Below are 25,266 nucleotides of genomic sequence, written 5' to 3' on the forward strand. Positions count from 1 at the left end.
CTTCGAGCCGAGGACGGCCATGAGCGACAACCCGAGAACCAAGAACGAGACGAAGAGCCCCCGGCCCGACGGGCGATCCGCGCGGTCACGCCTGCGTGCCGAACGTACCCGCCGGAGGCGGGTACGCGCCCGCCGGCGCAAGGCCGCCATCGCCACGGGCATCACGGCGCTTCTGCTGGGCGGCGGAACGGCCCTCGCGATCGGCACCGCGAACGGCGGCGCCGCGGGCGGCCGGGTGACGATGCCGGCGAACGCCTCGGGCGCCGACGGCACGGTGATCGTCTACGGCAGGGCGACGGCCCGTAACACCCTGGACGTCTGGGAGGACTTCCGCTGCCCGTACTGCGGCAGGCTGGAGAGGACCGACGGCGAGGCCATCCAGCGACTCGCCGACACCGGGGTCTACAAGATCCAGTACCACATGGGGACGTTCCTGGACGGCAACCTGGGCGGCCACGGCTCGATGGAGGCGTTGCAGGCCGCCGGTGCCGCGCTCGACGAGGGCGCGGCGCGATTCAAGGCCTTCCACGACGTTCTGTACGCCGGCCAGCCCGACGAACGGACCGACGACTTCGCCGACAAGGACCGTCTGCTCGCCCTCGCCGCGAAGGTGCCCGGCCTGGCCACGCCGGGCTTCGCCAAGGCCGTCAAGGACGGGGCCTACGCCGGTTGGGCCCACAAGGTCAGTGACGCCTTCACCCGCAGCGGGGTCGACGGCACCCCGACGCTGAAGCTCAACGGCCGGCCGCTGGCCGTGCTCGACGGCACGGGGAACCCGATCGCGCCGGCGCAGTACACCGCGCTCATCCAGCAGTCCGTCTCCGGCCGTTCGCGGTAGTCGGGAGTTCCGTCATGACCACGTCGACGTCCCCGGCCGCCCTCACTCACGGGGCGGCCACACGTCAGGGGCCGGTGTCCGGGTCCCGCCCGCTGGCCTGGTTGCTGCTGCTCGCCGGAACGCTGGGCCTGGCCGCCTCGGCCATCCTCACGCTGGAGAAGATCCGTCTCCTGGAGGACCCGAACTACCGGCCGAGCTGCAACATCAACCCGATCATCAGCTGTGGCTCGGTGATGCGCACCCCGCAGGCATCCGCCTTCGGCTTTCCCAACCCCTTTCTCGGCATCGCGGGCTTCTCGGCCGTGATCGTCATCGGCGTCGCCCTCCTCGCCGGCGCGGCCTTCCATCGCTGGTTCTGGCTCGGACTCCAGGCGGGCGTCCTGTTCGGAGTCGGCCTCGTGCACTGGCTGATCGACCAGACGCTGTACCACATCGGCGCCGTGTGCCCGTACTGCATGCTGGTGTGGATCGCGACGATTCCGCTGTTCTGGTACACGACGCTGCACAACGCGCAGAGCGGGGTGGTACCGGTCCCGGTGTCGTGGCGGCCGGCGGTCCGGGCGGTCGCCCGCCACCACTGGCTGGTGCCACTGGCCTGGTACGTGATCATCGCGCTGCTGATCCTCAACCGGTTCTGGTACTACTGGCGCACGCTGCCGTAGCGGGCCGGACCCTCCGGGCCTGCGGGTCCGGAGGGTCCGCGTCGTACTGCGGGTCAGCGGCGGCGTAGCGCCGGGTCGAGCAGGGCGGGCGGCGTGTCGAACTTCTCGTGCGCGGCGAGGTCGACGCCGGGCGCGACGATCGCGTCGATGGCGTCCAGGACGTCGGCGGAGAGCACCGTGTCGGCGGCGGCGAGTTGCGAGTGCAGGTGCTCCAGCGTGCGGGGACCGATGATCGCGCTGGTCACGGCCGGGTGTGCGGTCACGAAACCGAGCGCGAGCTGGATCATCGTCAGACCGGCCTCGTCGGCGACCTCCGCCAGCCGCTCGACGGCGTCGAGCCGGGCGCGGTTGGCCGGAACGGACAGGTCGAACCGCTGCGGCATGAACGCCGAGCGGTTGGTGGTGATCTCCCGGCCCGCGCGGATCGCGCCCGACAGCCAGCCGGTGGCCAGTGGGCTCCACGCCAGCACGCCGAGCCCGTACTGCTCGGTCACGGGCAGCACGTGGGACTCGACGCCGCGTTGCAGGATCGAGTAGCTCGGCTGCTCGGTGACGTAACGGCCCAGGTGGTTCTCCCGGGCGGCCCACTCGGCCTGCACGATGCGGTACGCGGGAAAGGTCGAGGAGCCGAAGTAGCGGATCTTGCCCGCGCGCCGCAGGTCGGTCAGGGCCGACAGGGTCTCCTCGTCGCTGGTCGCCGGGTCCCACCGGTGGATCTGGTAGAGATCGACGTGGTCGACGCCGAGGCGGCGCAGGCTGTTGTCCAGTTCGGTGACCAACCAGCGGCGCGAACCGCCCCGGTGGTTGCGCTCGTCGCCCATCGGCATGCCGGCCTTCGTGGCCAGCACGATGTCCTCCCGGCGGCCGGCGATGGCCTTGCCGACCATCTCCTCCGACCCGCCGTCGCTGTACATGTCGGCGGTGTCGATGAGGTTGATCCCCGCCTCGAGGGCGGCATCGACGATGGCGGTGACCTCCTCCTGGGTGGTGCGCCCGATGTCGCCGAAGTTCATCGCGCCGAGCGCGAGGGAGCCGACCTGCACGCCGGTGCGGCCCAAGGTGCGGTACTGCATGACCGTGTCTCCTCCACTGCGGGTTCCGTGAGAGTGCGTGGCTTGGTCGTCGGCCCGTGCTCTGGCATCATGAGCAAACGGAACCTTGTTCCGATAAACATACGGAACCATGTTTCGTTTTGGCAAGCTCGACGGGAAGGGTGAGGTGTGGTGAACGGCGGCGAGGGAGGTGCGGGGCGCGTGGCCCCGCGCAAGCGGGCCGACGCCCGGCGCAACGAGAGGACGCTGCTCGACGCCGCCGCCGCGGTCTTCGTGACCTCGGGCGTCGAGGCGCCGGTGCGCGACATCGCGGCCAGGGCCGGAGTCGGGGTGGCCACGATCTACCGTCACTTCCCGACGCGGGCGGATCTGATCATCGCCGTCTACCGGCACCAGGTCGAGGCCTGCGCCGAGGCCGGTCCGGCGCTCCTGGAGAGCAGCGCGACCCCTCACGCCGCGCTGGGGCGATGGATCAACCTGTTCGTCGACTTCCTGGTCACCAAGCACGGGCTCGCCGCCGTGCTGCGGTCCGACGACGCAGGCTTCGAGGCGCTGCACGCGTACTTCCTCGACCGCCTCGTGCCCGTGTGCGCCCGGCTGCTCGAGGCCGCGGCCGGCGCCGGCGAGATCGGCTCCGACGTCGACGCCTACGAACTCATGCGCGGCGTCGGCAACCTCTGCATCGGCGCGGACAGCGACCCCCGCTACGACGCGCGCCGGCTGGTCGAGCTCCTCGTCGCCGGGCTGCGCCTGCCGCACTAGCTCGCCGGAACAATGCTCCGGATATTGCCGCCCGGTGCCTGAGGCCTCCGCCGGAGGCGATAACGTCGCGGTCCGTGACGGAGAACGTATACGTGGGCAACGCCACCGTGGACGCGGCCGGCGATCGCGGCTGGCTGCTCGGGCACTTCAAGCCGGCGGACGATGTCCGGCACAGCGACGACGTCGAGATCAAATGGGGCGTACACCGGCCGGGGGACCGGCGCGCGGAGTGGGTCACCGAGGAGAAGCGCACCGCGCTGCTCATCTTGATCAGCGGCCGGTTCCGGGTGGAACTGCCCGGGCGCAGCGTTCTCCTCGCGAACCAGGGCGACTACGTGGTGTGGAGCCACGGCGTCGATCACTCCTGGCACGCCGAGGAGGAGTCGGTCGTGGTGACCGTCCGCTGGCCGTCCGTCCCCGGCTACGCCGTGAAGGACGGCGGCCGGTAGCCGGCCCGGCGCAGGTCGCGGGAGAGACGGACGCGCCGAGCCGTACGACGTTTCCCGCGTCAGCCAGCCGTGCGCAGGAGCCGGGCGACGAGGTCGAGCGCCGCCGTGCCGTCGGCGGGTGCCTTTCCCCGGGCCAGGGTGGCGTTGCCTCCGCCGTGCCCCTCAAGGGCGGCCTTGACCAGCTCACCGGCCGACAGGCCGCGTGCGCGTGCGGCCTCGTTGGTGGCGGTGACCAGGCTGGCGGGTGTGACCACCGTGACCACGCCGGGTCGGCCGGTGTCGAGGTGGTCACGGACGAGTTCGGCCGTCCGGCGTGCGTGGTCTTCGGCTCGTACGCCCACATACGCGATGTCGCCGATGACGGTGGGCCGGGCGGCGAGTCGCTGGGCCTCGGTGTCGATGAGCCGGTCTCGTAGCCGCTCGGACTCACGCTCGGCCTGTTTCATCCGTTCGATGAGGCCTGCCACCCGGCCGGGGAGTTCCTCGCGTGGGGCGTGCAGTTGTTCGGCGAGTCGGGCGACGAGGTCGCGTTCGCGGGCCAGGTGGTGGAACGCCTCGATGCCGGTTACCGCTTCGACGCGGCGCCGGCCGGAGCCGACGGAGGATTCGCCGGTCAGGGCGATGGGGCCGATCTGGGCGGCGTGGTCGACGTGGGTGCCGCCGCACAGCTCCCGTGACCAGGCGCCGCCGATCTCCACGACGCGTACGTTCTCGTCGTAGGTCTCGCCGAAGAGCGCGAGCGCTCCGATCTCGCGGGCGGCGGTCAGTGGCATGTAGCGCACCTGGACCGGCAGGTCGCGGCGGATCGTCCGGTTGGCCGCCTCTTCGACGTCGTCTCGGGCCTGTTCGCTCAGCGCGCCCTGCCAGGAGAAGTCGAGCCGCAGGTATCCGGGCCGGTTGTAGGAGCCGGACTGCAGCGCGGCGGGGCCGAGTACCTGCCGCAGCGCCGCGTGCACGACATGGGAACGACGTCCGGTCGAGCACCACGGTCACGATCTGACCGGCGCTCGCGGTCCGCACCGGAGCGCCGTCGCTGAAGATCGCCAATACGGTCGCGTCCGTCTCCAGCGACTCGTAGGCCACCCACCGGGTCGGGCCGCTTGTGTCCAGGACCGGCCGGTACGGGCCCGCGTCGGCGGGGCCGGTCTTCTTCGCCCGCGCGTCCGCCTTCGCGCGCCTGCGCTGTTCCGCCATCAGCCGGGTGAACCCGTCGACGTCCACGCTCAGGCCGCGCTCGGCCGCGATCTCCACGGTCAGATCGATGGGGAGGCCGTAGGTGTCGTGGAGCCGGAACGCCGTGTCCCCGGGCAGGGCCGTGGACGTCTTCGCCAGGGCCTGGTCCAGGATCGTGGTGCCCTGCCGGAGCGTGGCGCGGAAGGCCTCCTCCTCGCCGTAGGCGTAGGAGGCGATGCGGTCGTGGTCGGTGGCGACCTCGGGATAGGAAGGGGACATGCGGTCGCGTGCGACCGGCAGCAGGTGAGGAAACGCGGGGTCGTCGAAACCGAGCAGCCGCATGGCGCGTACCGCGCGGCGCAGGACGTAGCCCCGGCCCTCGTTGGCGGGCATGACCCCATCGCCGATCAGCATCAGTGCCGTGCGCACATGGTCCGCGACGACCCGCAGCCGTACGTCGTCCGGGTGACTTTCGGCGGCGACGTGGCCCGAGCGTGCGCCGTGGGTCCTGCCGGTCAGCGCGGCGGCCGTGTCCAGGATCGGGCGGACCTCGTCGGTCTCGTACAGGTTGTCGACGCCCTGCAGGACGGATGCCAGGCGTTCCAGGCCCATGCCGGTGTCGATGTTCTTGGCGGGCAACGCGCCGAGGATCGGGAAGTCGTCCTTTCCGGTGCCCTCGCCGCGCAGCAACTCCATGAAGACGAGGTTCCAGATCTCGATGAACCGGTCTCGGCCAGGTCGCGCCACAGCGCGTACGTCTCCTCGTCGGAGGTGTGGACGGTCGCCCAGATCCGTTCGGGGTCCAGGCCGTAGCCGCCGTCCTCCACCGGCGCGGTCACCAGGGACCAGGCCAGCTCGATCGCGCGTTCCTTGAAGTAGTCGCCGAAGGAGAAGTTGCCGCTCATCTGGAAGAACGTGCCGTGGCGGCTGGTCCTGCCGACCTCGTCGATGTCGGGGGTGCGCACGCATTTCTGCACGCTCGCCGCCCTCGGATACGGCGCGGGGACGTCGCCGGGCAGGTACGGCTTGAACGGCACCATGCCGGCGTTGACGAACAACAGGTTCGGGTCCTCGGCGGGCAGCGGCGCACTGGGGACGGCAACGTGGCCGTTCGCCGCGAAGTGGGCCAGGAACCGCCGTCTCACCTCTGCTGTACGCACCCTCATCCGCCCTTATTGCAATTGATTCGCAACTACATGGTAGGTCGGGCTCAGCCTCGCCGCACCGCGTACCGGCCGCCCTGATCGTCGTCCATGGCCACGTGGGAGGACATCGTCGGCCGTGCCCGGGAACCTCGACGCCGGAGCCGGTTCCCGGGGGTACTGGATGAGGTTTGTGAACCACGTGGTTCACTTATTGAAAAGAACGATTCCGTCCGATCGGGAGGCAGACATGCCTACGTCTGTACAGCGGGAGAAGGTTCGGTTCGACAGTGGCGGCACGCGATGCGTGGCCTGGCACTATCCGAGCACCAACGGCGCCTGTGTGGTGATGGCCGGCGGCTTCGGGGTGACCAAGGAGCCGGGGACGGACCTGTTCGCGCGCCGGTTCCACGAAGCCGGGTTCGGTGTGCTGGCCTTTGACTACCGGCACATCGGGGAAAGCGGCGGGCAGCCCCGTCAGATCGCGCGCGTCCGGGAATACCTGCAGGACTGGCAGGCCGCCGTCGGCTATGCCGCGACCCTGCCGGGCGTCGACCGGGACCGGATCGCGGCTTGGGGGTTCTCGCTGTCGGGCGGGCACCTGTTCCGCGTCGCCGCGCACACTCCGCATCTCGCCGCGGTGGTCGCGCAGACGCCGGCCGTCGGCGGCTGGACGGCCTCGCGTGCCGCCACCCGTCACCAGAAGACGCTTCCGCTGCTGCACTTCTTCGCCCGGGGCATCGCCGACGCCGCCGGGTGGCTCGTCGGCCGTCCGCCGCGGCTGGTGCCACTGTCCGCCCCGCCGGGCGTACTGGCGATGCTGTCCACCCCCGACTCACTGGACGGCCCGCGCGCCCTGGACCCGGCCGGGGAGCACACGGGCTGGCGGCAGGAGATCGCCGCACGGTCGGCGCTGCGGTTCGCGCTCTACCAGCCGGGACGCGAGGCACCACGCGTCCGCTGCCCGGTGCTGGTGATGGTGTGCGAGCAGGACATGACCGCGCATCCACCCTCGGCGATCCGCGTCGCGCGGCGTACGCCCCAGGCGGAACTGGTCCGGCTGCCCGGCATGCACTATGCGCCGTTCCTGGACGAACACGAACGAGCCGTACGGGAACAGTTGTCGTTCCTACGCCGCCACCTGGTGGATTCCTCGCGAACGGACCGCTCCGCGCCGGCGCTGTCGTGAGGTGACGAACGTACGAGGGCGGACTTGTGCGCGGGGACGATCGAGCCACCGACACCGCTGAGTGCCCCGCGCACGAGCCGATGAACGACGCGGGCCGGTTCTCGGCGACTTCGGCCGAGCATGACGTACCCCCGGGGCTGATCATGGGTCCTGTACGGCAATCTCAGGTTCCGGCGGCCCGTGACCAATGCCCGTCCTCGGCTCGCCGGCGTCGGTATTCCGCCGCTCTGGCCTCGTAGTTCTGGTGTTCCCGCGCGTGATCCGGGGGCAGGTGCGGTGCGTCCGGGGACGTCGTGGCGAAGAACCGCGTGAGCGCGGTGTTCGCGTTCACGGCGAGTTCCCCGGATCGCGGGAACATCGCGGCCTCGTACCGTACGACCGCGTCGTCGAGGCTGTTCTCCCTCTTGACGGCGTGCGCGAGTTCCGCGCCGTCGAGCAACGCGAGGTTCGTGCCGTGGCCGCCGAAGGGCGCCATCAGGTGGGCCGCGTCGCCGATCAGGGTGACGCCGGGGACGTGGTCCCAGGTCAGCGGGGCGGGCAGGGCCCAGAAGCTGCGCTGTACGTAGTCGCCGTCGTTGTCTGTGATCAGCGGGCGCATGACCGCGGACCATTCGCGGAACTCCCGCAGCAGGTAGGACCGCACCGCCTCGCGGTCGGTGACGTCCACCCCGGCCGTGACGTGCCAGTCGAGTTCGGCGCGGAAGGCCACGTAGCCGCGGACCACGCCGTTGCTGTTGCGCTGGACGATCACCGCGCGGCCGTCGCCGTCGGTGGAGAACATGTGGCCCTCGCCCACGATCGCGGCGACCTCGGGGTGCCTGGTGTCCACGTCGTCGAATCGGGCGTCGAGGAAGTGGACGCCGAGGTACCGCGGCACCGCGTCGGTGAGCAGCCGGCGAACCGGCGACCACGCGCCATCGGCGCCGATGACGAGGTCGGCTTCCGTGTCGGCGCCGTTGGCGAACTCCAGCCGGTGCACTCCGCCTCCGAGCGGGGTGAAGTGGCGGAGTCGGTGTCCCCAGCGTACGGTGCCGGGTTTCAGGTGTTCGTAGAGCATGGTCCGCAGTTGGCCGCGGTCGATCTCGGGGGCGGCCTCGTCGCCCTCGGCGGGGATGAACTCGGCCAGGACGGTGCCGTGCTGGTCCCGGCGACTCTTGGCCTGGCCCTCGACCCGGGCCAGCGCCCGGAAGGCCTCCATCAGCCCGGCGTCCTCCAACGCGATCTGGCCGGAGTCGGCGTGCAGGTCGAGCGTCCCTCCCGGGTCGCGGGAGTCCACGGTGGCGTCCGTGTCGTACACCACCGGTTGAATGCCGTGCCCCTGCAGGACACGAGCGCACATCAGGCCGGCGGGACCGCCGCCGACGATGGCGATACGGGGTGGGGTCGTCATGGAGGTGAGTCCTTCCCATGTGTGTGGTGCGACGGCGTGTTCGCCGCCGATGGCCCGGGCCGTACGGCCCGACCTCCCACACCATAGGTGGAACCGTAAGAAAAATCGAACGGTTCTACATTTAGATCGGTTCAACACGGACGCTAGAGTGGAGACGTGACCGAGACAGGACGCCGCGAGCGCAAGAAGGCCGCCACCCGCCAGGCCTTGGCCGACGCCGCACTGGAACTGTTCCTGGAGCGGGGCTACGACGCGGTCGGCGTACGGGAGATCGCCGACACCGCCGACGTCTCGGTGGCCACCCTGTTCAAGCACTTCCCCGACGGCAAGGAAGCGCTGGTCTTCGACCAGGACGCCGACCGCGAGGCCGCGCTCGTCGCCGCGGTCCGCGAGCGCCCCGCCGGACAGTCCATCCCGCAGGCGCTGCGCCGGCTGCTGCGCGACGAACACTCCCGGCAGGTCCGCGCCGACCCGCGCCTGGCGGACTTCCTTCGCCTGATCGACACCACTCCCGCGCTGCGTGAGTACTTTCGCCGCATGTGGCTGCGCCACGAGAACGCTCTGGGCGCAGTGATCGCCGCCGACGCCGGCCTGCCCGAGGGCGACGCCGGCTGCCAGGCGCTGGCCCATTTCGCCCTCGAAGCCGTCACCCTCGTCCGAGGGCGCGACGACGCCGAGTCCGCGCTCGACCAGATCTTCGCCCTGCTCGACAACGGATGGACGGGCACGACGAAGGAATCCGCGAGGCAGAACGGCACCTGACCGAGCCATGGACGACTCCCACGCCCGAAAACGTTCGTGGGGCCGTGGTCCCGGGCGAATATCGAGTGGGCAGGAACGATCTTGAGTGGCCATCCTGGCCGACGTGAAGCTTGCCGAGGCTCTTGCTCTACGCGCGGATGCGGCGCGCCGAACAGCTCCGGATAGCGCTACCGAATAGGGCCGGAGGTGAGACCATCCCGCCCCGTGGACAACGAGCCCGCCGCCTGACTGGAGATGTCCTGCACGTGTACCGATGCCGCGTCGATGAACTCGTCGACAAGCTGCTGCGCTCGGTCACCCCGAGCCGTTAGATCGTCGTTGCCGGCGGCTTTGTGAAGGTCTTCCGTGATCCTCATGATTTCGTTGACACGAGCGATGAGCTTGCGATCACTCGTGAGAAGCCTCACCCGAAACGTCGTCTGCCTCGCGATCGCCTTCAGCCGGTACGACTCCGTTCGGGCGTCGATGTACGCGCCACTTGACGGATCCTCCTTGTGACGATGCCACCGGTCGTATTGAGCCCGTCGGTACTCGACCAGTGCTTCGGCAAACGCACCGTACGCCTGGAGACGCTCCTGCCAAAGCCGCTGGTCACGAGCGAAACGTTCGGCACGCTCCGCATTGCGACGCTGCAGGAGGTACGTCACCACGGATCCGACAACGGTCCCCACCACCGCGAACAGCCCAGTAAGCACGCCTTGCACACCAACAAGTGGATCACATCCCCCAGCCCGACGCCCCTTCTTCCGGATCCGCGGACTGGCGGCTGCGCTGCTGGACTCCCCGTCGTGGCAGTCACACCCGAGAGGCCGGCCAGCGACCCCTCAGGTCACAGTGGCCCAGGCCGAGTCAAGAGCGTGCTTGATCACGCGGTGCCAGCCTGCCGGCGCGTGGGGGTCTCTGCTTGCGGTGCCGGCCAGCCAGAGCATGCAGAACAGGTCATCTTCGGTGAAGTCCGGCGAGAGCGACCCGTCCGCGTGCGCTTCACGGACCAGGCTTCGGCCCATCGTGGTTGAACGCTCGCACACATCAAGGAGTGCCACGGCGTCCGGATAGCGTCGCAGGATCGCGTCGTTGAGTGCGGGATCGTCGCGCTGGAGCTCGATCATGCCGTGCACGAAGGCTTCGAGGCGCTGCCTGGGTGTGTCTTCGGCCATCACGGTGGTCGCGAGGGCTTGCAGCCTGCTGCCTGCGACGTCGGGAATGACCGCATCGATGAGGTCCTCGCGAGACCCGAAGCGGTAGTAGAGAGTTCCGATGCTGACGCCTGCAGCCCGTGCGATCTCATCCAGCGGGGCGTCAAGGCCCTTGGCCAGGAAAACCTCCAGTGCGGCCGCATGCAGCTTCGCCAGGTTCTCGCGGGCGTCCCGCCGCACGCTCTTAGATCGCGCCATGTCCATCCCGTCACAGTTTGAGGCCACCCTCAAACTTGGTGCTAGGCTCCGACTTTGAGGGTGTACTCAAACTATCGGAAGGCAGGCCACGATGGAATCGACGGCAGACGTCGCGACATCGACGCGACTGACGATCGACGTGTGGGCGGATGTCCTGTGCCCGTGGTGCTACCTGGGCGAACAGCGACTGAGTGTCGCCATCGCCCAGTCCCCCCATGCGAATGACATCGAGCTGAAAGTCCATACCTTCCAGCTCGATCCCACCGCACCCGCCGAGGTCTCCGCGACTCTGGACCACCTGTCGAAGAGGTACGGGGTCCCCGCGGCGCAGGCCCGGTCGATGGAGGAAGGGATGGCCGAGCAGGCCGCCGCCGCGGGACTGAGGTACGAGGTCGATCGTCCCGCGCGCAACACCTTCGACCTGCTGCGCCTGCTGCACCTGGGTGCGGAGTACGGCGTCTCGTGGGAGTACCTGCGTGCGATGCAGGCCGAGGTGTTCAGCGGCAACGACGACGCGTTCGAGCGCGACACACTGGTCCGGATCGGCGTGGGCCTGGGCATTCCCGCCGACGAGATCCGCGACGTACTCGCCACCGACCGCTACGCCGACGCTGTGCGAGCCGATCACGACGCTGCCGTGGCTCTGGGCGCGCGAGGGGTGCCGTTCACCGTCCTCGGCGGACGACTCGGCATCCCGGGCGCGGTCAGCGTCAGCCAGTACGCGAGCGCCATCGACCAGGCGTGGGAGCAAGTCCGTGGCTGACGACACGCCCACGCCGGCGGTGTCGCTACAGCTCATCGACGGCGACGCGGACGGCTACTGCGATCCCGAGACCGGAGTGTGCGCGCTGCCGGGATATGCGGCTGCCGCAAATACCTCCAAGGAGCGGTCTCCGCACGAGCCCGGCCCCGCGGCGTCAGACCAATGTGCGACGATCACGCCCCCTTCAAGGGTCTTGGACCCTGAACCTCCACAACGAGCTTGAACCCCACAACATCTACGTCGCACACATCGCCATCAGCGCATGGATCGGAGCCGGCCACCCCGGCGCCGCACCCGACGTCATTGCCCAGGCCTACACCGAGCTGTACGAGACACGCACCGAACCCGAGCTGCACTACATCGCACTTGACTAACACGTGTAATGGCGGCTCCGACGACCTCAATCGCCTGTACGTCTTGCTCGTCAAGGTCGCCTTCACCTCCCCCTGCAACGGCGGGCGGGGACGACGTACGGGATCCGGCTCGCGGGCGACGACACGTGGTTCGTGACGGACGCGCCGTGCTGGAACTCATCGGCCACGACGGGCTCACCGGCGGTCGCCGCCTTCCTCGGCGGCATCGGGCGGGGAAACGGGATGAGCCTCGACGGTCGGGTGGTCAGGATGGGGGATGCTGGTCGCTCAACCTCACCGTCTTGCATGCCGGCGACGTCGTCGGGCAGCAGAGCATCGGCGCACGTGACCTTACGGCCCTCCGCCAGGTACAGACCGGCTCATGGTTGGGACAGCGCTATCAGCGGCAGGGGATCGGGACCGAGATGCGCGCTGCCGTGTTGCACCTTGCCTTCACCGGGCTGGGCGCCGAGGAGGCCGTCTCCAGCGCGTTCGCGACCAACCCGGCCTCACAGGCCGTCTCGCGGAAGCTCGGTTACCAGCCCGACGGACTCGATCGTCGCCTCGTCCGTGGTGCCATGGTCATCGATTGCCGGATGCGCCTGACCCGGGCGGCGTGGGAACGCCACCGCACCATTCCCGTCTCCATCGACGGACTCGCCCCGTGCCTACCTATGTTCGGGATCGACGCTGCGTGACCGCAGACGGTCAGATAGCTCCCCGCTGACTCCGCCGCCGGTGGGGAGTTCGAACCGGCCGCTGACACACGATGCAGGACGCACGTCGAGCCACCGAGGAGATGACCTCGATCTGCGATGCGGTTCAAACCGCCGGTGATGAGCTTCCGCGGCACACCGGTCGGTGCTGATGTACGACGGGTGGCCGAGCTCGGCATCACACCGCGCGAAGCATGGCGCGGGGGTCGTCTCATGTCGGCGTCGAGGGTTTGCGGGCGATTACGGCGATGGCGTCGAGGTGGTCGTGGTGGGCCCGGAAGGTGGCGCGCATCGCGAGGATCCGGCGTCGAGCGTCCGGATGGGTGAGCACGTTACGGGCGAACCGGAGCGTGCCGAGGAGGCCCTCGTCGGCGATGAGGCGGCGCGGTTGCAGCAGCGCCATCGGCGCGGTGAGGACGTGATCGACGATCAGGCCGTGTTCGCCCAGCAGTTGCCGCCACTCCGCCGGGGTGAGCGGGCGTGCGTTGACGCGGATCGCTTTCGCGAGGCCCCTGCGGATGTCCTCCTTGGCCTCCTCGGGCAGGTCGTCGGGGGTGAGCGCGAGCTCGTGGATGGCATAGCGCCCACCGGGCCGCAGCAGGCGTACCGCCTCGGCGATGATGGCGTTCTTCGCCCTCTCGCCCTGCATGGTGAGCATCGCCTCGCCGATGACGACGTCCGCGCCGGCGTCGGGGAGTCCGGTGTCGGAGGCGTCCGCGACGCGTACCTCGCCGTGGTCGCCGACGATCGGGCGGACCGCCTCGACCGCTTCGGGGTCCTGGTCGACACCCTGGTAGCTGCGCGGTCGTCGCGCGATGACCTCCGCCGCGGTGCGGCCCAGGCCGGGCGCGAGTTCGACGACGTCGGCGTCGGTCAGGCGCGCGTGGGACAGCAGGTTCCGGGTGAGCTCAACGCCTCCGGGGCGCAGGACTCGCTTGCCCAGCCGGGCGAGAAGCCAGTGTCCCTGGACGGTGTCGTCGTCGCGGTCGGCGAAGGAGGCGAAGGGCAGGCGGGTACGGCGCTGGTGCTCCTCGCCGGTCATCGCCCCGCCCCGATCCGGCCGGTGTCGAGCAGCAGCGACTGCCGCCGCTGATGCACGGTGAGGTAGCGCAGGCCCTCCGGCCCTGCGGTGAACCGGCGCTGTGACCGGCGCGGCAGCCACACCAGGGCGCCGGCGGTGAGGTCGAGCTCTCCGCGTTCGGTCGCCAGCCGGCCGCCACCGGCCAGTACGTGGATGAGGACGTCGAGGTCGGGACCGGTGTGCGCCTCGATCGTGCCGCCGGCGGGCAGGGCGATGATGTTGGAGTCGAGGTCGCGGTCGCGTGCCTGGAGCTTCCAGACCGCACCGGTCACGTCCGCCTCGCCGGTGTGGGCCGCCAGGTCGGCGGTGTCGGCGAGGATCCGGGGGAGCGGCGTACTGGTGAGCTTGGTGATCCGGATCCGCCAGTTCCGCGGCTCGCGGTCGAGGTACTCCCACGCGAATCCGCCGGCGTGATCGGTCTCGAACTCCTCGCGCAGGTGCCGGGGGTCGTGGTCGTTGACCAGGACGAACGACTCGCCGACGTCGAGTGCGGCGTACGCGGCGAAGATCGTCGGATGCTTGTCCGGTTTGCGGAGCGGGCGTACGTCCAGCTCCTGGCCGGGTTCCCCTCGCTGGGGCTGGCGGGTGTCGGCGGGCTCGGCCACGGGGTTTCCTCCTCGACGGTGTTTTTACAAGTATCTCTTGTATAAACTGTAGGCCATGACGTACGTGATCGGCGGGCTGGGGTCACCGGATGGCGCGGCCGGGTCGCCGCCGGGGGAAGCGTGACCTCCCGGGTCCGCAGGCGGAGGCCGGGGCGGCGCGAGGATGTGCTCGCCGCGCTGCGAGAGGCGCGCTCGCCGCAGTCGATCGTCGAGATCGCCGACCGGGTGGGGGTGCACCCGAACACGGTGCGCTTCCACCTCGACGTGCTCACCGACCAGGGGCAGGTCGAACAGGTGACGCCGGAGCGCCGCTTGCCGGGGCGGCCGCCGCAGCTGTTCCGTGCGGTACGCCGGATGGACCCGAACGCGCCCCGGCGCTATCGGATGCTCGCCGAGATCCTGGCTCAGTCCCTCGGCGAGGATCCCGACCCGAGCGGCCGCGCGATCGAGACGGGCCGCGCTTGGGGTCGGAGCCACCACGACACTACGGGCGCGACCGAGGGCGAGGAGCCGGTGAAACGTCTGGTCGCGCTGCTGGACGACCTCGGCTTCGGGCCAGAGGTGGAGGAGGCCGACGCGGCCGGCGAGCCGTCGGCGATCGGACTGCGCAGTTGCCCGTTCCTGGAGCTCGCGGCGAGCCGACCGCAGATCATCTGTCCGATCCACCTCGGCCTGATGCAGGGGGCGATGGACGCCTGGGATGCCGGGATCAGCGTGGATCGGCTCGACCCCTTCGTGGAACCCGACCTGTGCCGGGCCCACCTCCGGCCTCGCCGCACCTCAGGAGTCTCGTGACGGACGGATCGATGCGAATGTCTGTTCTCTGCCGGCTGCGACGATCATGACTGTGCTGGAGACGAAGCGGCTTCTGATGCGGCCGCTGACGGGCGACGACTTCGCCGACTACGCGGCGATGATGGCGGATCCGCAGGTCGCGGGAGGGCTGGCCGAGAGTGTCGGCACCTCACCCGCCGATGCCTGGCGAAGTCTCGCCCTGTTCATCGGGCACCGGGAGATCCGCGGTTACTCCCACTGGGCGCTGGTGGAGAAGGCCACGGGCCGGTTCGTGGGGCGCGCCGGTCCCTGGCGGCCACACGGGTTTCCGGGGCTGGGCGTCGGCTGGTGTCTGGCGCGCGAACATTGGGGGAGGGGCTACGCGACGGAGGCGGCCCGCGCTTCGCTGAGCTACTGCTTCGGGGAGTTGCGCGCACCGGAAGTGGTCTCCGTCATCCTGCCGGGCAACGTCCGCTCCATCGCCGTTGCGGAGCGGATCGGCCACCGCCACCTGCGCGATGTCCAGTACGGCGGCCGGACCGTCCATCTCTACGGCCAGCGTGCGCGCTCGACCCCCGATTGAGACTCCGCGAAGGCGGGCCTGCTGACGGGTGCCACCTGCGGTGAACGCCGTATCAGGACCCCGATGTCCACTAGCTATTTTAGAGGACTATAGTCCTCTAAAAAGAGAGCCTGAGGGGAAGGGGACGCCGGTGACCTACGTGATCGCGGAGCCCTGTGTGGACGTGCTGGACCGGGCGTGTGTGGAGGAGTGCCCGGTCGACTGCATCTATGAGGGAGCCCGCGCGCTCTACATCCATCCCGATGAATGCGTGGACTGCGGGGCCTGTGAGCCGGTGTGCCCGGTGGAGGCCATCTACTACGAAGACGACGTGCCGCGGCAGTGGTCGGCGTTCATCGAGGACAACGCCGCGTTCTTCGGCGAGGTCCTGCCCGGCCGTACCGAGCCGCTCGGTTCGCCGGGCGGGGCGTCCAAGCTGGGCCGCCTCGGTACGGACACGCCGATGGTCGCCGCCGTCAAGGAACCCGCATGAGCGTCCAGGAACGGGCCCGCGCCCACGGCGCGCTCGCACTGCCGGCGAGAGTCGCGGTCCTGGAGCATCTGCGCGCGTCCCCGCGCCCGTTGGAGGCCCGTGCGCTGGCGGCCGCGACCGGCCAGCACGTGACCACGATCCGGTTCCACCTCGACGTACTGATCAAGGCCGGGCTGGTCACCGCCACCGGAGAGCGGCCGCAGGGCCGTGGACGGCCACGGACCCTGTACGCGCCCACCTTCGGAGGCGGCGGGGCGCCGGGCGGGGCCTACCAGGAACTCGCCGACGTGCTGGCCGCCCACCTCGACACCACTCCGGCGCGGCGCAGACGGCGCGCGGAGCGGGCCGGAGCGGACTGGGCCGGCCGGCGGCTCGGCTCTTCGGCGGAGGCCGCCCCGTCGCCCGCCGAGGCGCGGCGCCGGGTCACCGGAATGTTCACCGAGATGGGCTTCGACCCCGAACCGGCCTCTGACGGCCGGGTGCTGTTGCACGACTGCCCGTTCGGCGACATCGCCCGCGCCCATCCCGAGGTGGTGTGCGCCGCCCATCAGGGTCTGCTCACCGAACTGCTGGCTCGTCTCGACCCCTCCATGCCCGCTCCCGCGCTGGAGCCCTTCGTACGGCCGGGCGTGTGCATGATCACCTTCGATGAGGATCCCGCCGCTGGCACCGGTGCCGAGCCCGAAGAGCCGGAGGAGTCCTGAGATGGGCGGTCTCGCCGCGGCCCTCGCCTTCACCTGGTTCGGGATGGTGATCGCGATCTCCTTCCTCGAAACACCGCTGAAGTTTCGGGCACCGGGCATCACCGTGCCCCTCGGCCTGGGGATCGGGCGGCTGGTGTTCAAGGCGTTGAACATCGCCGAGTCGGTCCTGGCCGTCCTCCTCCTGGCCGCGCTGGCCACGGGACACGTCGACGGCCGCGGATGGATTCCCGCCGTCCTCGCCACCGTCTGCCTGCTCGCCCAGATGGCGGTGCTGCGTCCCGCGCTGGACCGGCGTGCGGCGGTCGTGATCACCGGCGGCGAGGTCGCGCCGTCCCGGCTCCATCTCGGCTACGTCGCTCTCGAAGTGATCAAAGTCGTTGCCCTGGTCGTCGCCGGCGCACTCTCACTGGCCTGACACCGAACCGGAGAAGCCATGCACGCCGTCACCATCCACACCTCGCAGGACCCGGTCGACCGGGTCACCCCGCGCCTGCTCATCGGCCCCGGCGATGAGGGGTGCACCCACCTGGCGGCCGTACGCATCGAGGTGCCGGCGGGCCGCCGAATGGGCGAGCACGCGCACGGGGACTCCGAGACTCTGCTGACCGTCATATCCGGCCAGGTCCTGCTGCACGCGGGGCGGCGTACCAGTGAACTGCGGCCGGGCGTCCTCGCCCACATCGGCGTCGGCGAACGCGTGGAGGTGGAGAACCCCGGGCACGAGACGGCGACCCTGCTGGCGGTCTTCTCCCCGCCCGAGTTCGCCGCCCGGCTGCCCCGATGACGTGAACGTCTCCCGGTGAGGAGAGGGAAGCATGGCGACGAGCGGTACGCGAACGCGTTCCACGACCGGGCCGACACGACGCGGGCGCATCCTGGTGTCGTGGCCGTCGTCCACCGACCACAAGGTGATCGGCTACCTGTATCTGATCACCTCTTTCACGTTCTTCCTGTTCGGCGGCGTACTGGCCCTGGTCATGCGCGCCCAGCTGGCCCGGCCGGGCCAGCACCTGGTTTCCGGTGAGCAGTACGACCAGCTGTTCACCATGCACGGCACGGTCATGCTGCTGCTGTTCGCCACCCCGCTGTTCATCGGCTTCGGCAACGTGATCGTGCCGTTGCAGATCGGCGCCCCCGACGTCGCCTTCCCCCGGCTGAACATGCTCAGCTACTTCTTCTTCACCTTCGGCGGGCTGATCACCATCAGCGGGTTCCTCACTCCGGGTGGGGCGGCGGGCTTCGGCTGGTTCGCCTACGCCCCGCTGTCGGACGTCGTGCGTTCTCCCGGAGTCGGCGGCGACCTGTGGATCATGGGCCTGGCCCTGTCCGGGCTGGGCACGATCCTGGGAGCGGTGAACTTCATCACCACCGTCTTCTGCATGCGGGCGCCGGGCATGACGATGTTCCGGATGCCGATCTTCACGTGGAACGTGCTGCTCACCAGCATGATGGTGCTGATGGCCTTCCCCGTCCTGGCCGCCGCGCTGCTCGCCCTGGAGGCCGACCGCAAGCTCGGTGCACAGGTCTTCGACGCCGCCAACGGCGGGCCGGTGCTGTGGCAGCACCTGTTCTGGTTCTTCGGCCACCCGGAGGTCTACATCATCGCGATCCCGTTCTTCGGGATCATCACCGAGGTCATCCCCGTCTTCAGCCGCAAGCCGCTCTTCGGCTACATCGGCATGGTCGGCGCGACCACGGCCATCGCCGGGCTTTCCATGACCGTATGGGCGCACCACATGTTCGCCACCGGCCAGGTCCTGCTGCCCTTCTTCTCCTTCATGTCGTTCCTCATCGCGATCCCCACCGGCATCAAGTTCTTCAACTGGGTCGGCTCCATGTGGCGCGGGCACCTCACCTTCGAGCCCCCGATGCTGTTCGCGATCGGCTTCCTCATCACGTTCCTGTTCGGCGGCCTCACCGGCGTGATCCTCGCCTCACCCCCACTGGACTTCCACGTCACCGACTCCTACTTCGTCGTCGCGCACTTCCACTACGTCGTCTTCGGCACGGTCGTGTTCGCGATGTTCGCCGGCCTTTACTTCTGGTGGCCGAAGATGACCGGCCGAATGCTCAATGAGACGTGGGGGAGAATCCACTTCTGGCTCACCTTCGTCGGGTTCCAGACCACCTTCCTGGTCCAGCACTGGCTCGGTGCCGGCGGAATGCAACGACGCGTGCCCGACTACGCCCCCCAGTTCGCCACCCTCAACCTCGTCTCCTCCATCGGCTCGATCATCCTCGCCCTGTCCACTCTCGCCTTCATCTGGAACGTCTTCACCAGCCGCCACGCGCCCCGCGTCACCGCCGACGACCCCTGGGGGCACGGCAACTCCCTGGAATGGGCCACCTCCTGCCCGCCGCCGCGCCACAACTTCACCGCGATTCCCCGCATCCGCTCCGAGCGCCCCGCCTTCGACCTCCACCACCCCTACGCCGACACCAGGAGACCACCGGAGCCGCGCCATGACCGAGTGAGCGGGTGACGGGCGCCGAACGTGGCGGTGCCCGCCAACGGTGACCGGCCCGCTGGTCTTCCGGCTCCGTTGAGCTAATGATCCGGTCAAAGTGCCCATCAGCAACTACGGTTGCAGGTATGTCTGGGCTCAGATGGTTCGAGACAATCGCGGCTGTAGCCGTGGCGGTGCTGGCGGTCGGTCCATTCATCTTGTTGTGGAGGCGCGCGCCACGATTGGTCTTCTGGTGTGATGCGCTCGCCCTGATAATGATAATCGCATCGATAGCGGTACCTTTGGGTAGTTGGGTTACGTTTCTAGCGGTGTCAATAGCAATCGTCGTCCCGATCTTTTCGGGAAAACGATCGGCGATCCTCGCGGGCCTTACAAAACGCGGATTCTTTGCCAAGAGCAGCAGGCGGGGCCCCGGACTTGCTCGACCGAGCGCTTCCCGAGTCGCGGACGGAGGCCGCCGAGATGCAGGCCGCCGGGAACCCCCGGTCGGCTGACCTGCTCGCCGAAATCGAACGCGGACGACCATGCAGACCGGTCGACGCCAAGCTCGCGATGTACCGCATGATCGTCGAACGGCCGGGCAAGGCGCTTGGTCAGCCGGCCCGTGCGGGCGAGTCGCCGGACCGACGCGCCAGCAGCCGCAGGGCCTGCTCGGAGGGCGAGCCCGGCTCGGCGACGTGCAGGCACAGCACCTGGTCCGGATCGCCGTTGGGCGTGAGAGCCTCGTACTGGAGGCTCAGGTCGCCGACCACGGGATGGTGGAAGCGTTCGGTGCCGTGCGCGTGGTGGTGGACGTCATGGTCGCCCCACCAGGCGCGGAAGTCCTCGTCGTGGGTTGACAGCTCATCGACCAGCTCCGCCAGGCGCGGGTCGTCGGCATGGCGCCCGGCGTACAGTCGCAGGGCGGCCACGGCCCCACGGGCGACCAGCGCCCAGTCGGTGTACAGCCGGCGTCCCTCCTCGCCGAAGAGAAGACGTGCCATGTTCCACTCGTGGCGCGGCAGTGCTTCAAGCCCGGTGAGCAGGGCACGGGCCAGCCGGTTGATCGCCAGAATGTCCAGGCGGTGGCCGAGCACCATCGCCGGAACTTCCGTCGAGGCGTCCAGCACCTGGCGCAGTCCCGGTCGTACGCTCTGAACGGGCGCCGCCCGAGGTCTCGTACGAGTGGGCTTGGCCAGGGCGAGCAGGTAGGCGCGCTCGGTCTCGTCCAGGCACAATGCGCGAGCGACGGCGTTCAGCACGGACTCGGAGACGTTGAGGTTGCGGCCGCGTTCCAGGCGCACGTAATAGTCCACGCTTACTCCGGCGAGCTGGGCCACCTCCTCCCGGCGTAGTCCCGGCACGCGCCGGGAATCGGTCGGCCGGGAACCCAGGCCGACTTCGAGCGGGGTGATCCTGGCACGACGGGAACGCAGGAAATCCCGTAGTTCTGTGTTGCCTCCCGGGGCAGAGGCGTGGTCGGTCATGGCCCTCAGGCTAGTCAGGCCGTTTCGCGGCGAGGGGGCCTGGTAGACCCCCGGCCTGGCGGACCCCGGGTAAAAGCGTGCCTGCTCCATCGCACTATCCGGTTCGCTTCACGTGCTTGGCTTACTACCGACCCGACCGGTCTCCTCTCCGAGAAGCTCCGGATGCCGACGATCAATGAACGATTGGGTGATGCATGGTGACCGATCAGACAGCGGTTCCCGTAGGAGGAAAACGTATTCTCATCGGCGCTTCCGGCTCAGCCGCCGTGATGATGCTGCCGATGTACATCGGCGCGCTCCGCAGCGCGCTCGGTGGCACTTACACCGTAATTATGACGCATACGGCGTCCACCTTTCTTCCGCCGCACACAGTGGAACTCGTCGCCGAACGGGTGGTGGGCGGGGACTCCCCGGCGGACTGGGCGCAGGACAACCACGCACGTCTCGTGGCCGAACACGACATCCTCGTCGTGCTACCGGCGACGGCGCACATGCTGTCCCAGGCAGCGACCGGAGCGGCACCGAACCGCCTCTCGGCGGTCATTCTGGCCGCGAACCTCCCGGTTCTCTTCTTCCCGGTGATGAACGCCGACATGTGGAACAAGGCCGCGGTCAAGCGGAATATCGCGCAACTCCGCGAGGACGGATACCACGTGAACGAACCCGTGTGGGCGGACCGTTACGACGTCGGATCGGGAACGGTTCTCCACGACCCGACGCTGCCTCCTCCTCCGGTCGTCGCCCAAGTGGTCGGCGAAAATCTGCGCCCCTTTTCAGCCGACCCCGTACGGGAGGCCGACCGCGAACGCCTCCACCTCGGCGGGTGAGGAGATCGTCGTTCGCAGCGCGGTGAGCGCGGCCCAGACCGTCACCGTCGAGGAACATCGGCCCGCCGATGCGGGCCGGAGCGCGCAACGTCGTGGCCGCGACGACCCCGGCGCCCGCGGAGTGCCCGACGAGGATCGGATGATCGAGCCGCAGCGCGTCCAGGAACCCGAGCACCTGGGTGGCCTGGTGTTCCAGATCGTAGGGTGCGCGGCCCCGGGTGTAGCCCGCACCGTTCAGGTCCAGGGCGTACACGCGGTGCTCGCGGGCGAGTAGCGGGGCGAGCGGACCCCAGGTGTCCGCCGATCCAACGCCTCCTCCCCATCCGCCGTGCCGGTTCCGTGTCCGCCTCGTTCAGAGGCGGCGAGCCGCCCCCCGGTTCGGTGGGTTCGTCGTGGAGTTCCACGTCGTCGCTCATGTGTACGACTCGACGAGGGTGATCGAGTGTTCCCACAGGCGTACCGCGAGGTCCGGGTCGTCGGCCTGCCGATTGACCTTCGCGTCCTTGGTGAAGCCGTTGAAGTAGGCGCCGCTGGCATCGCCGACCTCGGATGACGTGGCGAGCCAGACCAGGGGGGCGGCGCCGTCCTCGCCGGTGAGGCGGATGGCGCGCAGCGGTGCGTGCGCGATGAGGCGGCCGAGCCGGGTCTCGGCCGCGAAGTTCGTGGGGGTCGCGCCGCGGCCGGCCGTCTCCCGCCTCCTCCGCGGGCCGGGGGCGGGGTTGAAGGAGAAGGCGGCGATGTCGGGGTTGCGGCGTGCGAGTTCGCGGGTGAACAGGATGTTCATCAGCTTGGTGGTGGAGTAGGCGATCCAGCCCTCGCCGTACCGGCGCTTCTCCCATTCGAGGTCGTCCATGCGGAGCTTGCCGAACCGGTTGCCGAGGCTGGATGTGGTGACGACGCGGACGGGACCGTACCGGGCACTGTCCCGGAGGCGGGGCAGCAGCAGCCGGGTGAGCAGGAAGGGCGCGAGGTGGTTTGCCTGGAAGGTCAGCTCGTGCCCGTCGGAGGTGACCTGACGTGTCGGGACGAGCGCGCCGGCGTTGTTGACGAGCACGTCGATGCGCGGGCAGCGTTCGAGCAGCATGTGAGCCAGACGGTGCACCTGGTCGAGGTGGGCGAAGTCGGCCACGATCGGCTCGACGCCGAGTTGCGTGGCGACTCGCGCGGTGCGTTCGGGCGAGCGGCCGACGGGCACGACGTTCGCCCCCAGAGCGGCCAGCCGGCGTGCGGCGGCGGCTCCGATCCCGGAACTCGCTCCGGTGATCACGACCGTCTTACCGTCCATGCCGATCCGGGAGCCGAGGTCTGTCATCAGTGTCCTTCCGGAGAATGGTGTCCCGTGTGAGCGGTGAACGCGGGGTCAGACGGCCAAGGGTTCGGGCTCGCGTCCGGACCGCGTTTCGAGCGCGCGGCCCTCGATGTCGACATCGGGAAGCGCCCGGCCGAGCCATCGGGGCAACCACCAGGCGCTGCGGCCGAGCAGCGTCATGACCGCGGGCACGATCGTCATGCGGATGACGAAGGCGTCGAACAACGTCGCGGCGGCCAGGGCGAAGCCGATCGACTTGACCAGTGGGTCCGAGGAGAGCATGAAGCCGGAGAAGACGGCGGCCATGATGACGGCGGCGGCCGTGACGACCCTGGCGCTGTGCCCGAAGCCGGTGACGACCGCGGCCGCCGGTTCCTCCCCGCCCACGTAGGCCTCGCGGATACGGCTCACGAGGAAGACCTGGTAGTCCATGGCCAGGCCGAACACGACGCCGATCACGAAGATCGGTAGCGCGCTGAGGATGGGGGCGGTCTGGGAGACGCCGAAGAACCCGGCGAGCCAGCCCCACTGGAACACCGCGACGACGGCCCCGAACGTCGCGGTGACGCTGAGCAGGAACCCGAGTGTGGCCTTGAGCGGGACGAGCACCGACCGGAACACCAGGACGAGCAGAATGACCGCGAGGCCGATGACGAGGGCGAGGTAGGGCGCCAGCGCGCCCGCGAGCTTGGCGGACATGTCGATGTTGAGCGCGGTGAGCCCGGTCACCGCGATGTCGGCGCCGGTTTCGGCGCGGAGGCCGGCCGCCTCGCCACGGATGGCGGTGACCAGGTCCGTGGTCGCGTCGCTGCCGGGTGCGCTGCGCGGCACGACGGTCATCAGGGCGGTGTCGCCGGCGGGGTTGAAGACGGCGGGAGTGGCCGCGGCGACGTCCGGCCGGTGAGCGATGGCGTCGCGGACCCGCTGGGCGGCCTCCGTGGGGTCGGCACTGTGCGCCGCGTCGACGACCAGGGTCAGCGGACCGTTGAAGCCGGGCCCGAATCCGTCGGCGAGCATGTCGTACGCCTTGCGCTGGGTGGTGTCCGGGGCGGCGACGCTGTCGTCGGGCAGGCCCAGGCGCAGGCTCAGGGCCGGTGCGGCGAGCACCGTCATGCCGAGAACCGCGACGATCAGCACCGGTACCGGCCGGCCGGTCACCAGCCGCGCCCACCGCGATCCCCACGAGCGGCGGGCGTCGCCGGGACCGCGCGGCCTCCGGAATCGGCGGCTCACGATGCGCCGTCCCATGAAGCCGAGCAGGGCCGGCAGCAGGGTCAGGGCGATGAGCACGGCGACGAGTACGGAGGCCGCGGCGGCCAGGCCCATCTGCGTCAGGACGGGGATCCCCACCACCGACAGCCCGGCCAGGGCGATGACCACGGTGAGCCCGGCGAACACGACGGCCGAGCCGGCGGTACCCAGGGCGCGCCCGGCGGCCTCTTCCGCGTCGTGGCCGGCGAGGAGCTCGTGGCGGTGGCGAGAGACGATGAACAGCGCATAGTCGATCGACACGGCCAGCCCGAGCATCACCGCGAGCGTCGGTGTCGAGGCGCTCAGCTCGACGAACCCGGTGGTCGTGGTGATCGCGGTCATACTGACGGCGATCCCGATCAGCGCGGTCAGCAACGGCAGCCCCGCGGCGGTGAAGGAGCCGAACGTGACCATCAGTACGATCGCCGCGACCGCCACCCCGATGACCTCGCGCAGACTCTGCCCGGACGGCTCCTGCGCCGCGTCGCCCCCCATCTCGACCGTCAGACCGTCGTCCCGGCCCGACGCCACCGCCCGTGACAGCGCGGCACGAGCCGCGCCCGCCAGGTCGACTGCCGGTACCCGGTAGGTGACCTGCGCATAGGCGACCGTACGGGCCGGGTTGATGGCGCCGGCGGCGAAGGGATCGGACACGTTCGCCACCTGCGGGCCGGACCTGAGACGGTTCACGACGCTCTCGACAGCAGCCTTGTCGCCGGGGGCGGTGAGCCGCCGCCCGCCGGGCGCCGCGAACACCACCCGGGCCGTGGCACCGCCGGCGGAGGCCTGAGGGAACCGTTCGGCCAGCATGTCGACGGCCCGTTGCGCCTCGGTGCCCGGGATCGAGAAGGAACTGGACGTCGGCCCGGAGAAGGCCAGAGCCCCGACGATGAACGCCGCGAGCAGGCCGAGCCACGACAACGCGACCAGCCGCCTGTGGCGGAAAGCGAACCGGCCGAGCCGGTACAGGTGTGCGGCCACGACGAACCCTCCCGATGAACATAACGTCTCTTGGATGAGACAGAGTGTCTTATCAGAGAGGCATGCTGTCAAATGTCGGGACGACGATGTACGCTGTCCG

Annotated in this window: 26 protein-coding genes and 2 pseudogenes; 16 read left to right on the plus strand and 12 right to left on the minus strand. The window is 69.6% G+C overall.

The window, feature by feature from the left end; translation table 11 throughout:
* Nucleotides 1-838, plus strand: an 838-nt coding sequence (locus ACFFNX_RS01040) for a DsbA family protein (RefSeq protein WP_378193549.1), incomplete at its 5' end; no start/stop codon positions are given.
* A gap of 14 nt (nucleotides 839-852) precedes the next feature.
* Nucleotides 853-1,500 (plus strand): vitamin K epoxide reductase family protein, encoded by a 648-nt coding sequence (locus ACFFNX_RS01045; protein WP_378193552.1) that lies wholly within the window; start codon nucleotides 853-855, stop codon nucleotides 1,498-1,500.
* 53 nt (nucleotides 1,501-1,553) lie between these two features.
* Here ACFFNX_RS01045 and ACFFNX_RS01050 read toward each other — a convergent pair whose 3' ends face one another.
* Nucleotides 1,554-2,573, minus strand: a complete 1,020-nt coding sequence (locus ACFFNX_RS01050; protein ID WP_378193555.1) for an aldo/keto reductase — start codon at nucleotides 2,571-2,573, stop codon at nucleotides 1,554-1,556.
* Nucleotides 2,574-2,753: 180 nt separating this feature from the next.
* On the opposite strand from ACFFNX_RS01050, the gene ACFFNX_RS01055 reads away from it, so the two are divergent.
* Nucleotides 2,754-3,314 (plus strand): TetR/AcrR family transcriptional regulator, encoded by a 561-nt coding sequence (locus ACFFNX_RS01055; RefSeq protein WP_378193557.1) that lies wholly within the window; start codon nucleotides 2,754-2,756, stop codon nucleotides 3,312-3,314.
* Between the two features lie 74 nt (nucleotides 3,315-3,388).
* Nucleotides 3,389-3,763, plus strand: coding sequence for a cupin domain-containing protein (locus ACFFNX_RS01060; RefSeq protein ID WP_378193560.1), 375 nt, complete (start codon nucleotides 3,389-3,391; stop codon nucleotides 3,761-3,763).
* A gap of 59 nt (nucleotides 3,764-3,822) precedes the next feature.
* Here ACFFNX_RS01060 and ACFFNX_RS52345 read toward each other — a convergent pair whose 3' ends face one another.
* Nucleotides 3,823-4,719, minus strand: a complete 897-nt coding sequence (locus ACFFNX_RS52345; RefSeq protein WP_446678499.1) for an alanine--tRNA ligase — start codon at nucleotides 4,717-4,719, stop codon at nucleotides 3,823-3,825.
* A gap of 67 nt (nucleotides 4,720-4,786) precedes the next feature.
* Nucleotides 4,787-6,096 (minus strand): annotated as a pseudogene (locus ACFFNX_RS52350) (alanine--tRNA ligase-related protein); the annotation flags it as partial.
* Nucleotides 6,097-6,328: 232 nt separating this feature from the next.
* Here ACFFNX_RS52350 and ACFFNX_RS01070 point away from each other — a divergent pair.
* Entirely contained in the window at nucleotides 6,329-7,267 is a 939-nt protein-coding gene (locus ACFFNX_RS01070; protein ID WP_378193563.1) for an alpha/beta hydrolase, read from the plus strand.
* A 163-nt stretch (nucleotides 7,268-7,430) separates the two neighbouring features.
* Here ACFFNX_RS01070 and ACFFNX_RS01075 read toward each other — a convergent pair whose 3' ends face one another.
* Nucleotides 7,431-8,657 carry an FAD-dependent oxidoreductase gene (locus ACFFNX_RS01075; RefSeq protein WP_378193566.1) on the minus strand — a complete coding sequence of 409 codons (1,227 nt, stop codon included), beginning with the start codon at nucleotides 8,655-8,657 and terminating at the stop codon, nucleotides 7,431-7,433.
* A gap of 156 nt (nucleotides 8,658-8,813) precedes the next feature.
* Here ACFFNX_RS01075 and ACFFNX_RS01080 point away from each other — a divergent pair, with 156 nt between their 5' ends.
* A complete protein-coding gene (locus ACFFNX_RS01080; RefSeq protein ID WP_378193569.1) occupies nucleotides 8,814-9,419 on the plus strand; it encodes a TetR/AcrR family transcriptional regulator in 606 nt (201 codons plus the stop codon).
* Nucleotides 9,420-9,586: 167 nt separating this feature from the next.
* Here the strand turns inward: ACFFNX_RS01080 and kilB are convergent, their stop codons facing one another.
* Complete coding sequence (kilB, locus tag ACFFNX_RS01085; protein ID WP_378193572.1) at nucleotides 9,587-10,123, minus strand: plasmid transfer protein KilB; 537 nt, start codon at nucleotides 10,121-10,123, stop codon at nucleotides 9,587-9,589.
* Between the two features lie 120 nt (nucleotides 10,124-10,243).
* Nucleotides 10,244-10,819 carry a TetR/AcrR family transcriptional regulator gene (locus ACFFNX_RS01090; RefSeq protein ID WP_378193575.1) on the minus strand — a complete coding sequence of 192 codons (576 nt, stop codon included), beginning with the start codon at nucleotides 10,817-10,819 and terminating at the stop codon, nucleotides 10,244-10,246.
* A gap of 85 nt (nucleotides 10,820-10,904) precedes the next feature.
* Here ACFFNX_RS01090 and ACFFNX_RS01095 point away from each other — a divergent pair, with 85 nt between their 5' ends.
* Both ACFFNX_RS01095 and ACFFNX_RS01100 read left to right on the plus strand, forming a co-directional pair.
* A complete protein-coding gene (locus ACFFNX_RS01095; protein WP_378193578.1) occupies nucleotides 10,905-11,576 on the plus strand; it encodes a DsbA family oxidoreductase in 672 nt (223 codons plus the stop codon).
* A gap of 520 nt (nucleotides 11,577-12,096) precedes the next feature.
* Nucleotides 12,097-12,627, plus strand: coding sequence for a GNAT family N-acetyltransferase (locus tag ACFFNX_RS01100; protein WP_378193581.1), 531 nt, complete (start codon nucleotides 12,097-12,099; stop codon nucleotides 12,625-12,627).
* 229 nt (nucleotides 12,628-12,856) lie between these two features.
* Here ACFFNX_RS01100 and ACFFNX_RS01105 read toward each other — a convergent pair whose 3' ends face one another.
* Nucleotides 12,857-13,687 carry a class I SAM-dependent methyltransferase gene (locus tag ACFFNX_RS01105; protein WP_378193584.1) on the minus strand — a complete coding sequence of 277 codons (831 nt, stop codon included), beginning with the start codon at nucleotides 13,685-13,687 and terminating at the stop codon, nucleotides 12,857-12,859.
* On the minus strand, nucleotides 13,684-14,331 hold the full coding sequence (locus ACFFNX_RS01110) for a DUF2249 domain-containing protein (RefSeq protein WP_378193587.1): 648 nt from the start codon (nucleotides 14,329-14,331) through the stop codon (nucleotides 13,684-13,686). Before ACFFNX_RS01110 ends, ACFFNX_RS01105 begins: the two co-directional genes overlap by 4 nt.
* 120 nt (nucleotides 14,332-14,451) lie before the next feature.
* On the opposite strand from ACFFNX_RS01110, the gene ACFFNX_RS01115 reads away from it, so the two are divergent.
* The 7 genes from ACFFNX_RS01115 to ctaD all read left to right on the plus strand — a co-directional run bounded on the left by ACFFNX_RS01115 (nucleotide 14,452) and on the right by ctaD (nucleotide 19,347).
* Nucleotides 14,452-15,126 carry a helix-turn-helix transcriptional regulator gene (locus ACFFNX_RS01115; protein ID WP_378193591.1) on the plus strand — a complete coding sequence of 225 codons (675 nt, stop codon included), beginning with the start codon at nucleotides 14,452-14,454 and terminating at the stop codon, nucleotides 15,124-15,126.
* A 52-nt stretch (nucleotides 15,127-15,178) separates the two neighbouring features.
* Nucleotides 15,179-15,688, plus strand: coding sequence for a GNAT family N-acetyltransferase (locus ACFFNX_RS01120; RefSeq protein WP_378193595.1), 510 nt, complete (start codon nucleotides 15,179-15,181; stop codon nucleotides 15,686-15,688).
* A 130-nt stretch (nucleotides 15,689-15,818) separates the two neighbouring features.
* Entirely contained in the window at nucleotides 15,819-16,160 is a 342-nt protein-coding gene (gene fdxA / locus ACFFNX_RS01125) for a ferredoxin (protein WP_378193598.1), read from the plus strand.
* The gene (locus ACFFNX_RS01130) at nucleotides 16,157-16,864 is read left to right on the plus strand and encodes a helix-turn-helix transcriptional regulator (protein WP_378193601.1); all 708 of its coding nucleotides are present in this window, start codon (nucleotides 16,157-16,159) and stop codon (nucleotides 16,862-16,864) included. Before fdxA ends, ACFFNX_RS01130 begins: the two co-directional genes overlap by 4 nt.
* A gap of 1 nt (nucleotide 16,865) precedes the next feature.
* Nucleotides 16,866-17,279 (plus strand): hypothetical protein, encoded by a 414-nt coding sequence (locus ACFFNX_RS01135; protein WP_378193604.1) that lies wholly within the window; start codon nucleotides 16,866-16,868, stop codon nucleotides 17,277-17,279.
* Nucleotides 17,280-17,297: 18 nt separating this feature from the next.
* Nucleotides 17,298-17,648: a cupin domain-containing protein gene (locus ACFFNX_RS01140; RefSeq protein WP_378193607.1), complete on the plus strand. Its 351-nt coding sequence runs from the start codon at nucleotides 17,298-17,300 to the stop codon at nucleotides 17,646-17,648.
* A gap of 31 nt (nucleotides 17,649-17,679) precedes the next feature.
* On the plus strand, nucleotides 17,680-19,347 hold the full coding sequence (gene ctaD, locus ACFFNX_RS01145) for an aa3-type cytochrome oxidase subunit I (protein ID WP_378193610.1): 1,668 nt from the start codon (nucleotides 17,680-17,682) through the stop codon (nucleotides 19,345-19,347).
* A gap of 578 nt (nucleotides 19,348-19,925) precedes the next feature.
* On the opposite strand, the gene ACFFNX_RS01150 is transcribed toward ctaD, so the two are convergent.
* Nucleotides 19,926-20,798 carry a helix-turn-helix domain-containing protein gene (locus ACFFNX_RS01150; protein ID WP_378193613.1) on the minus strand — a complete coding sequence of 291 codons (873 nt, stop codon included), beginning with the start codon at nucleotides 20,796-20,798 and terminating at the stop codon, nucleotides 19,926-19,928.
* A 194-nt stretch (nucleotides 20,799-20,992) separates the two neighbouring features.
* Between ACFFNX_RS01150 and ACFFNX_RS01155 the strand changes: the two genes are divergently transcribed.
* Nucleotides 20,993-21,625, plus strand: coding sequence for a flavoprotein (locus ACFFNX_RS01155; protein WP_378193616.1), 633 nt, complete (start codon nucleotides 20,993-20,995; stop codon nucleotides 21,623-21,625).
* On the opposite strand, the pseudogene ACFFNX_RS01160 reads toward ACFFNX_RS01155, so the two are convergent.
* From ACFFNX_RS01160 to ACFFNX_RS01170, 3 genes and pseudogenes are all read right to left on the minus strand, one after another.
* Nucleotides 21,609-21,896, minus strand: a pseudogene (locus tag ACFFNX_RS01160) (alpha/beta fold hydrolase); the annotation flags it as partial. The gene ACFFNX_RS01155 and the pseudogene ACFFNX_RS01160 overlap by 17 nt on opposite strands.
* 141 nt (nucleotides 21,897-22,037) lie before the next feature.
* Entirely contained in the window at nucleotides 22,038-22,937 is a 900-nt protein-coding gene (locus ACFFNX_RS01165; RefSeq protein ID WP_378193619.1) for an SDR family NAD(P)-dependent oxidoreductase, read from the minus strand.
* A gap of 48 nt (nucleotides 22,938-22,985) precedes the next feature.
* The gene (locus ACFFNX_RS01170; protein ID WP_378193622.1) at nucleotides 22,986-25,166 is read right to left on the minus strand and encodes an MMPL family transporter; all 2,181 of its coding nucleotides are present in this window, start codon (nucleotides 25,164-25,166) and stop codon (nucleotides 22,986-22,988) included.
* Nucleotides 25,167-25,266: the final 100 nt, after the last annotated feature.

The sequence above is a fragment of the Actinoallomurus acaciae genome, from assembly GCF_042429965.1.
GTDB lineage: Bacteria > Actinomycetota > Actinomycetes > Streptosporangiales > Streptosporangiaceae > Actinoallomurus > Actinoallomurus acaciae.

Excerpts from the sequence above, each read along its gene's own strand:
- ACFFNX_RS01045 (WP_378193552.1), top strand. The coding sequence starts at position 853 with ATGACCACGTCGACGTCCCCGGCCGCCCTCACTCACGGGGCGGCCACA.
- ACFFNX_RS01050 (WP_378193555.1), bottom strand. The coding sequence starts at position 2,573 with ATGCAGTACCGCACCTTGGGCCGCACCGGCGTGCAGGTCGGCTCCCTC.
- ACFFNX_RS01070 (WP_378193563.1), top strand. The coding sequence starts at position 6,329 with ATGCCTACGTCTGTACAGCGGGAGAAGGTTCGGTTCGACAGTGGCGGC.
- ACFFNX_RS01075 (WP_378193566.1), bottom strand. The coding sequence starts at position 8,657 with ATGACGACCCCACCCCGTATCGCCATCGTCGGCGGCGGTCCCGCCGGC.
- ACFFNX_RS01090 (WP_378193575.1), bottom strand. The coding sequence starts at position 10,819 with ATGGACATGGCGCGATCTAAGAGCGTGCGGCGGGACGCCCGCGAGAAC.
- ACFFNX_RS01095 (WP_378193578.1), top strand. The coding sequence starts at position 10,905 with ATGGAATCGACGGCAGACGTCGCGACATCGACGCGACTGACGATCGAC.
- ACFFNX_RS01105 (WP_378193584.1), bottom strand. The coding sequence starts at position 13,687 with ATGACCGGCGAGGAGCACCAGCGCCGTACCCGCCTGCCCTTCGCCTCC.
- ACFFNX_RS01130 (WP_378193601.1), top strand. The coding sequence starts at position 16,157 with ATGAGCGTCCAGGAACGGGCCCGCGCCCACGGCGCGCTCGCACTGCCG.
- ACFFNX_RS01135 (WP_378193604.1), top strand. The coding sequence starts at position 16,866 with ATGGGCGGTCTCGCCGCGGCCCTCGCCTTCACCTGGTTCGGGATGGTG.
- ACFFNX_RS01140 (WP_378193607.1), top strand. The coding sequence starts at position 17,298 with ATGCACGCCGTCACCATCCACACCTCGCAGGACCCGGTCGACCGGGTC.
- ctaD (WP_378193610.1), top strand. The coding sequence starts at position 17,680 with ATGGCGACGAGCGGTACGCGAACGCGTTCCACGACCGGGCCGACACGA.
- ACFFNX_RS01150 (WP_378193613.1), bottom strand. The coding sequence starts at position 20,798 with ATGACCGACCACGCCTCTGCCCCGGGAGGCAACACAGAACTACGGGAT.
- ACFFNX_RS01155 (WP_378193616.1), top strand. The coding sequence starts at position 20,993 with ATGGTGACCGATCAGACAGCGGTTCCCGTAGGAGGAAAACGTATTCTC.
- ACFFNX_RS01165 (WP_378193619.1), bottom strand. The coding sequence starts at position 22,937 with ATGACAGACCTCGGCTCCCGGATCGGCATGGACGGTAAGACGGTCGTG.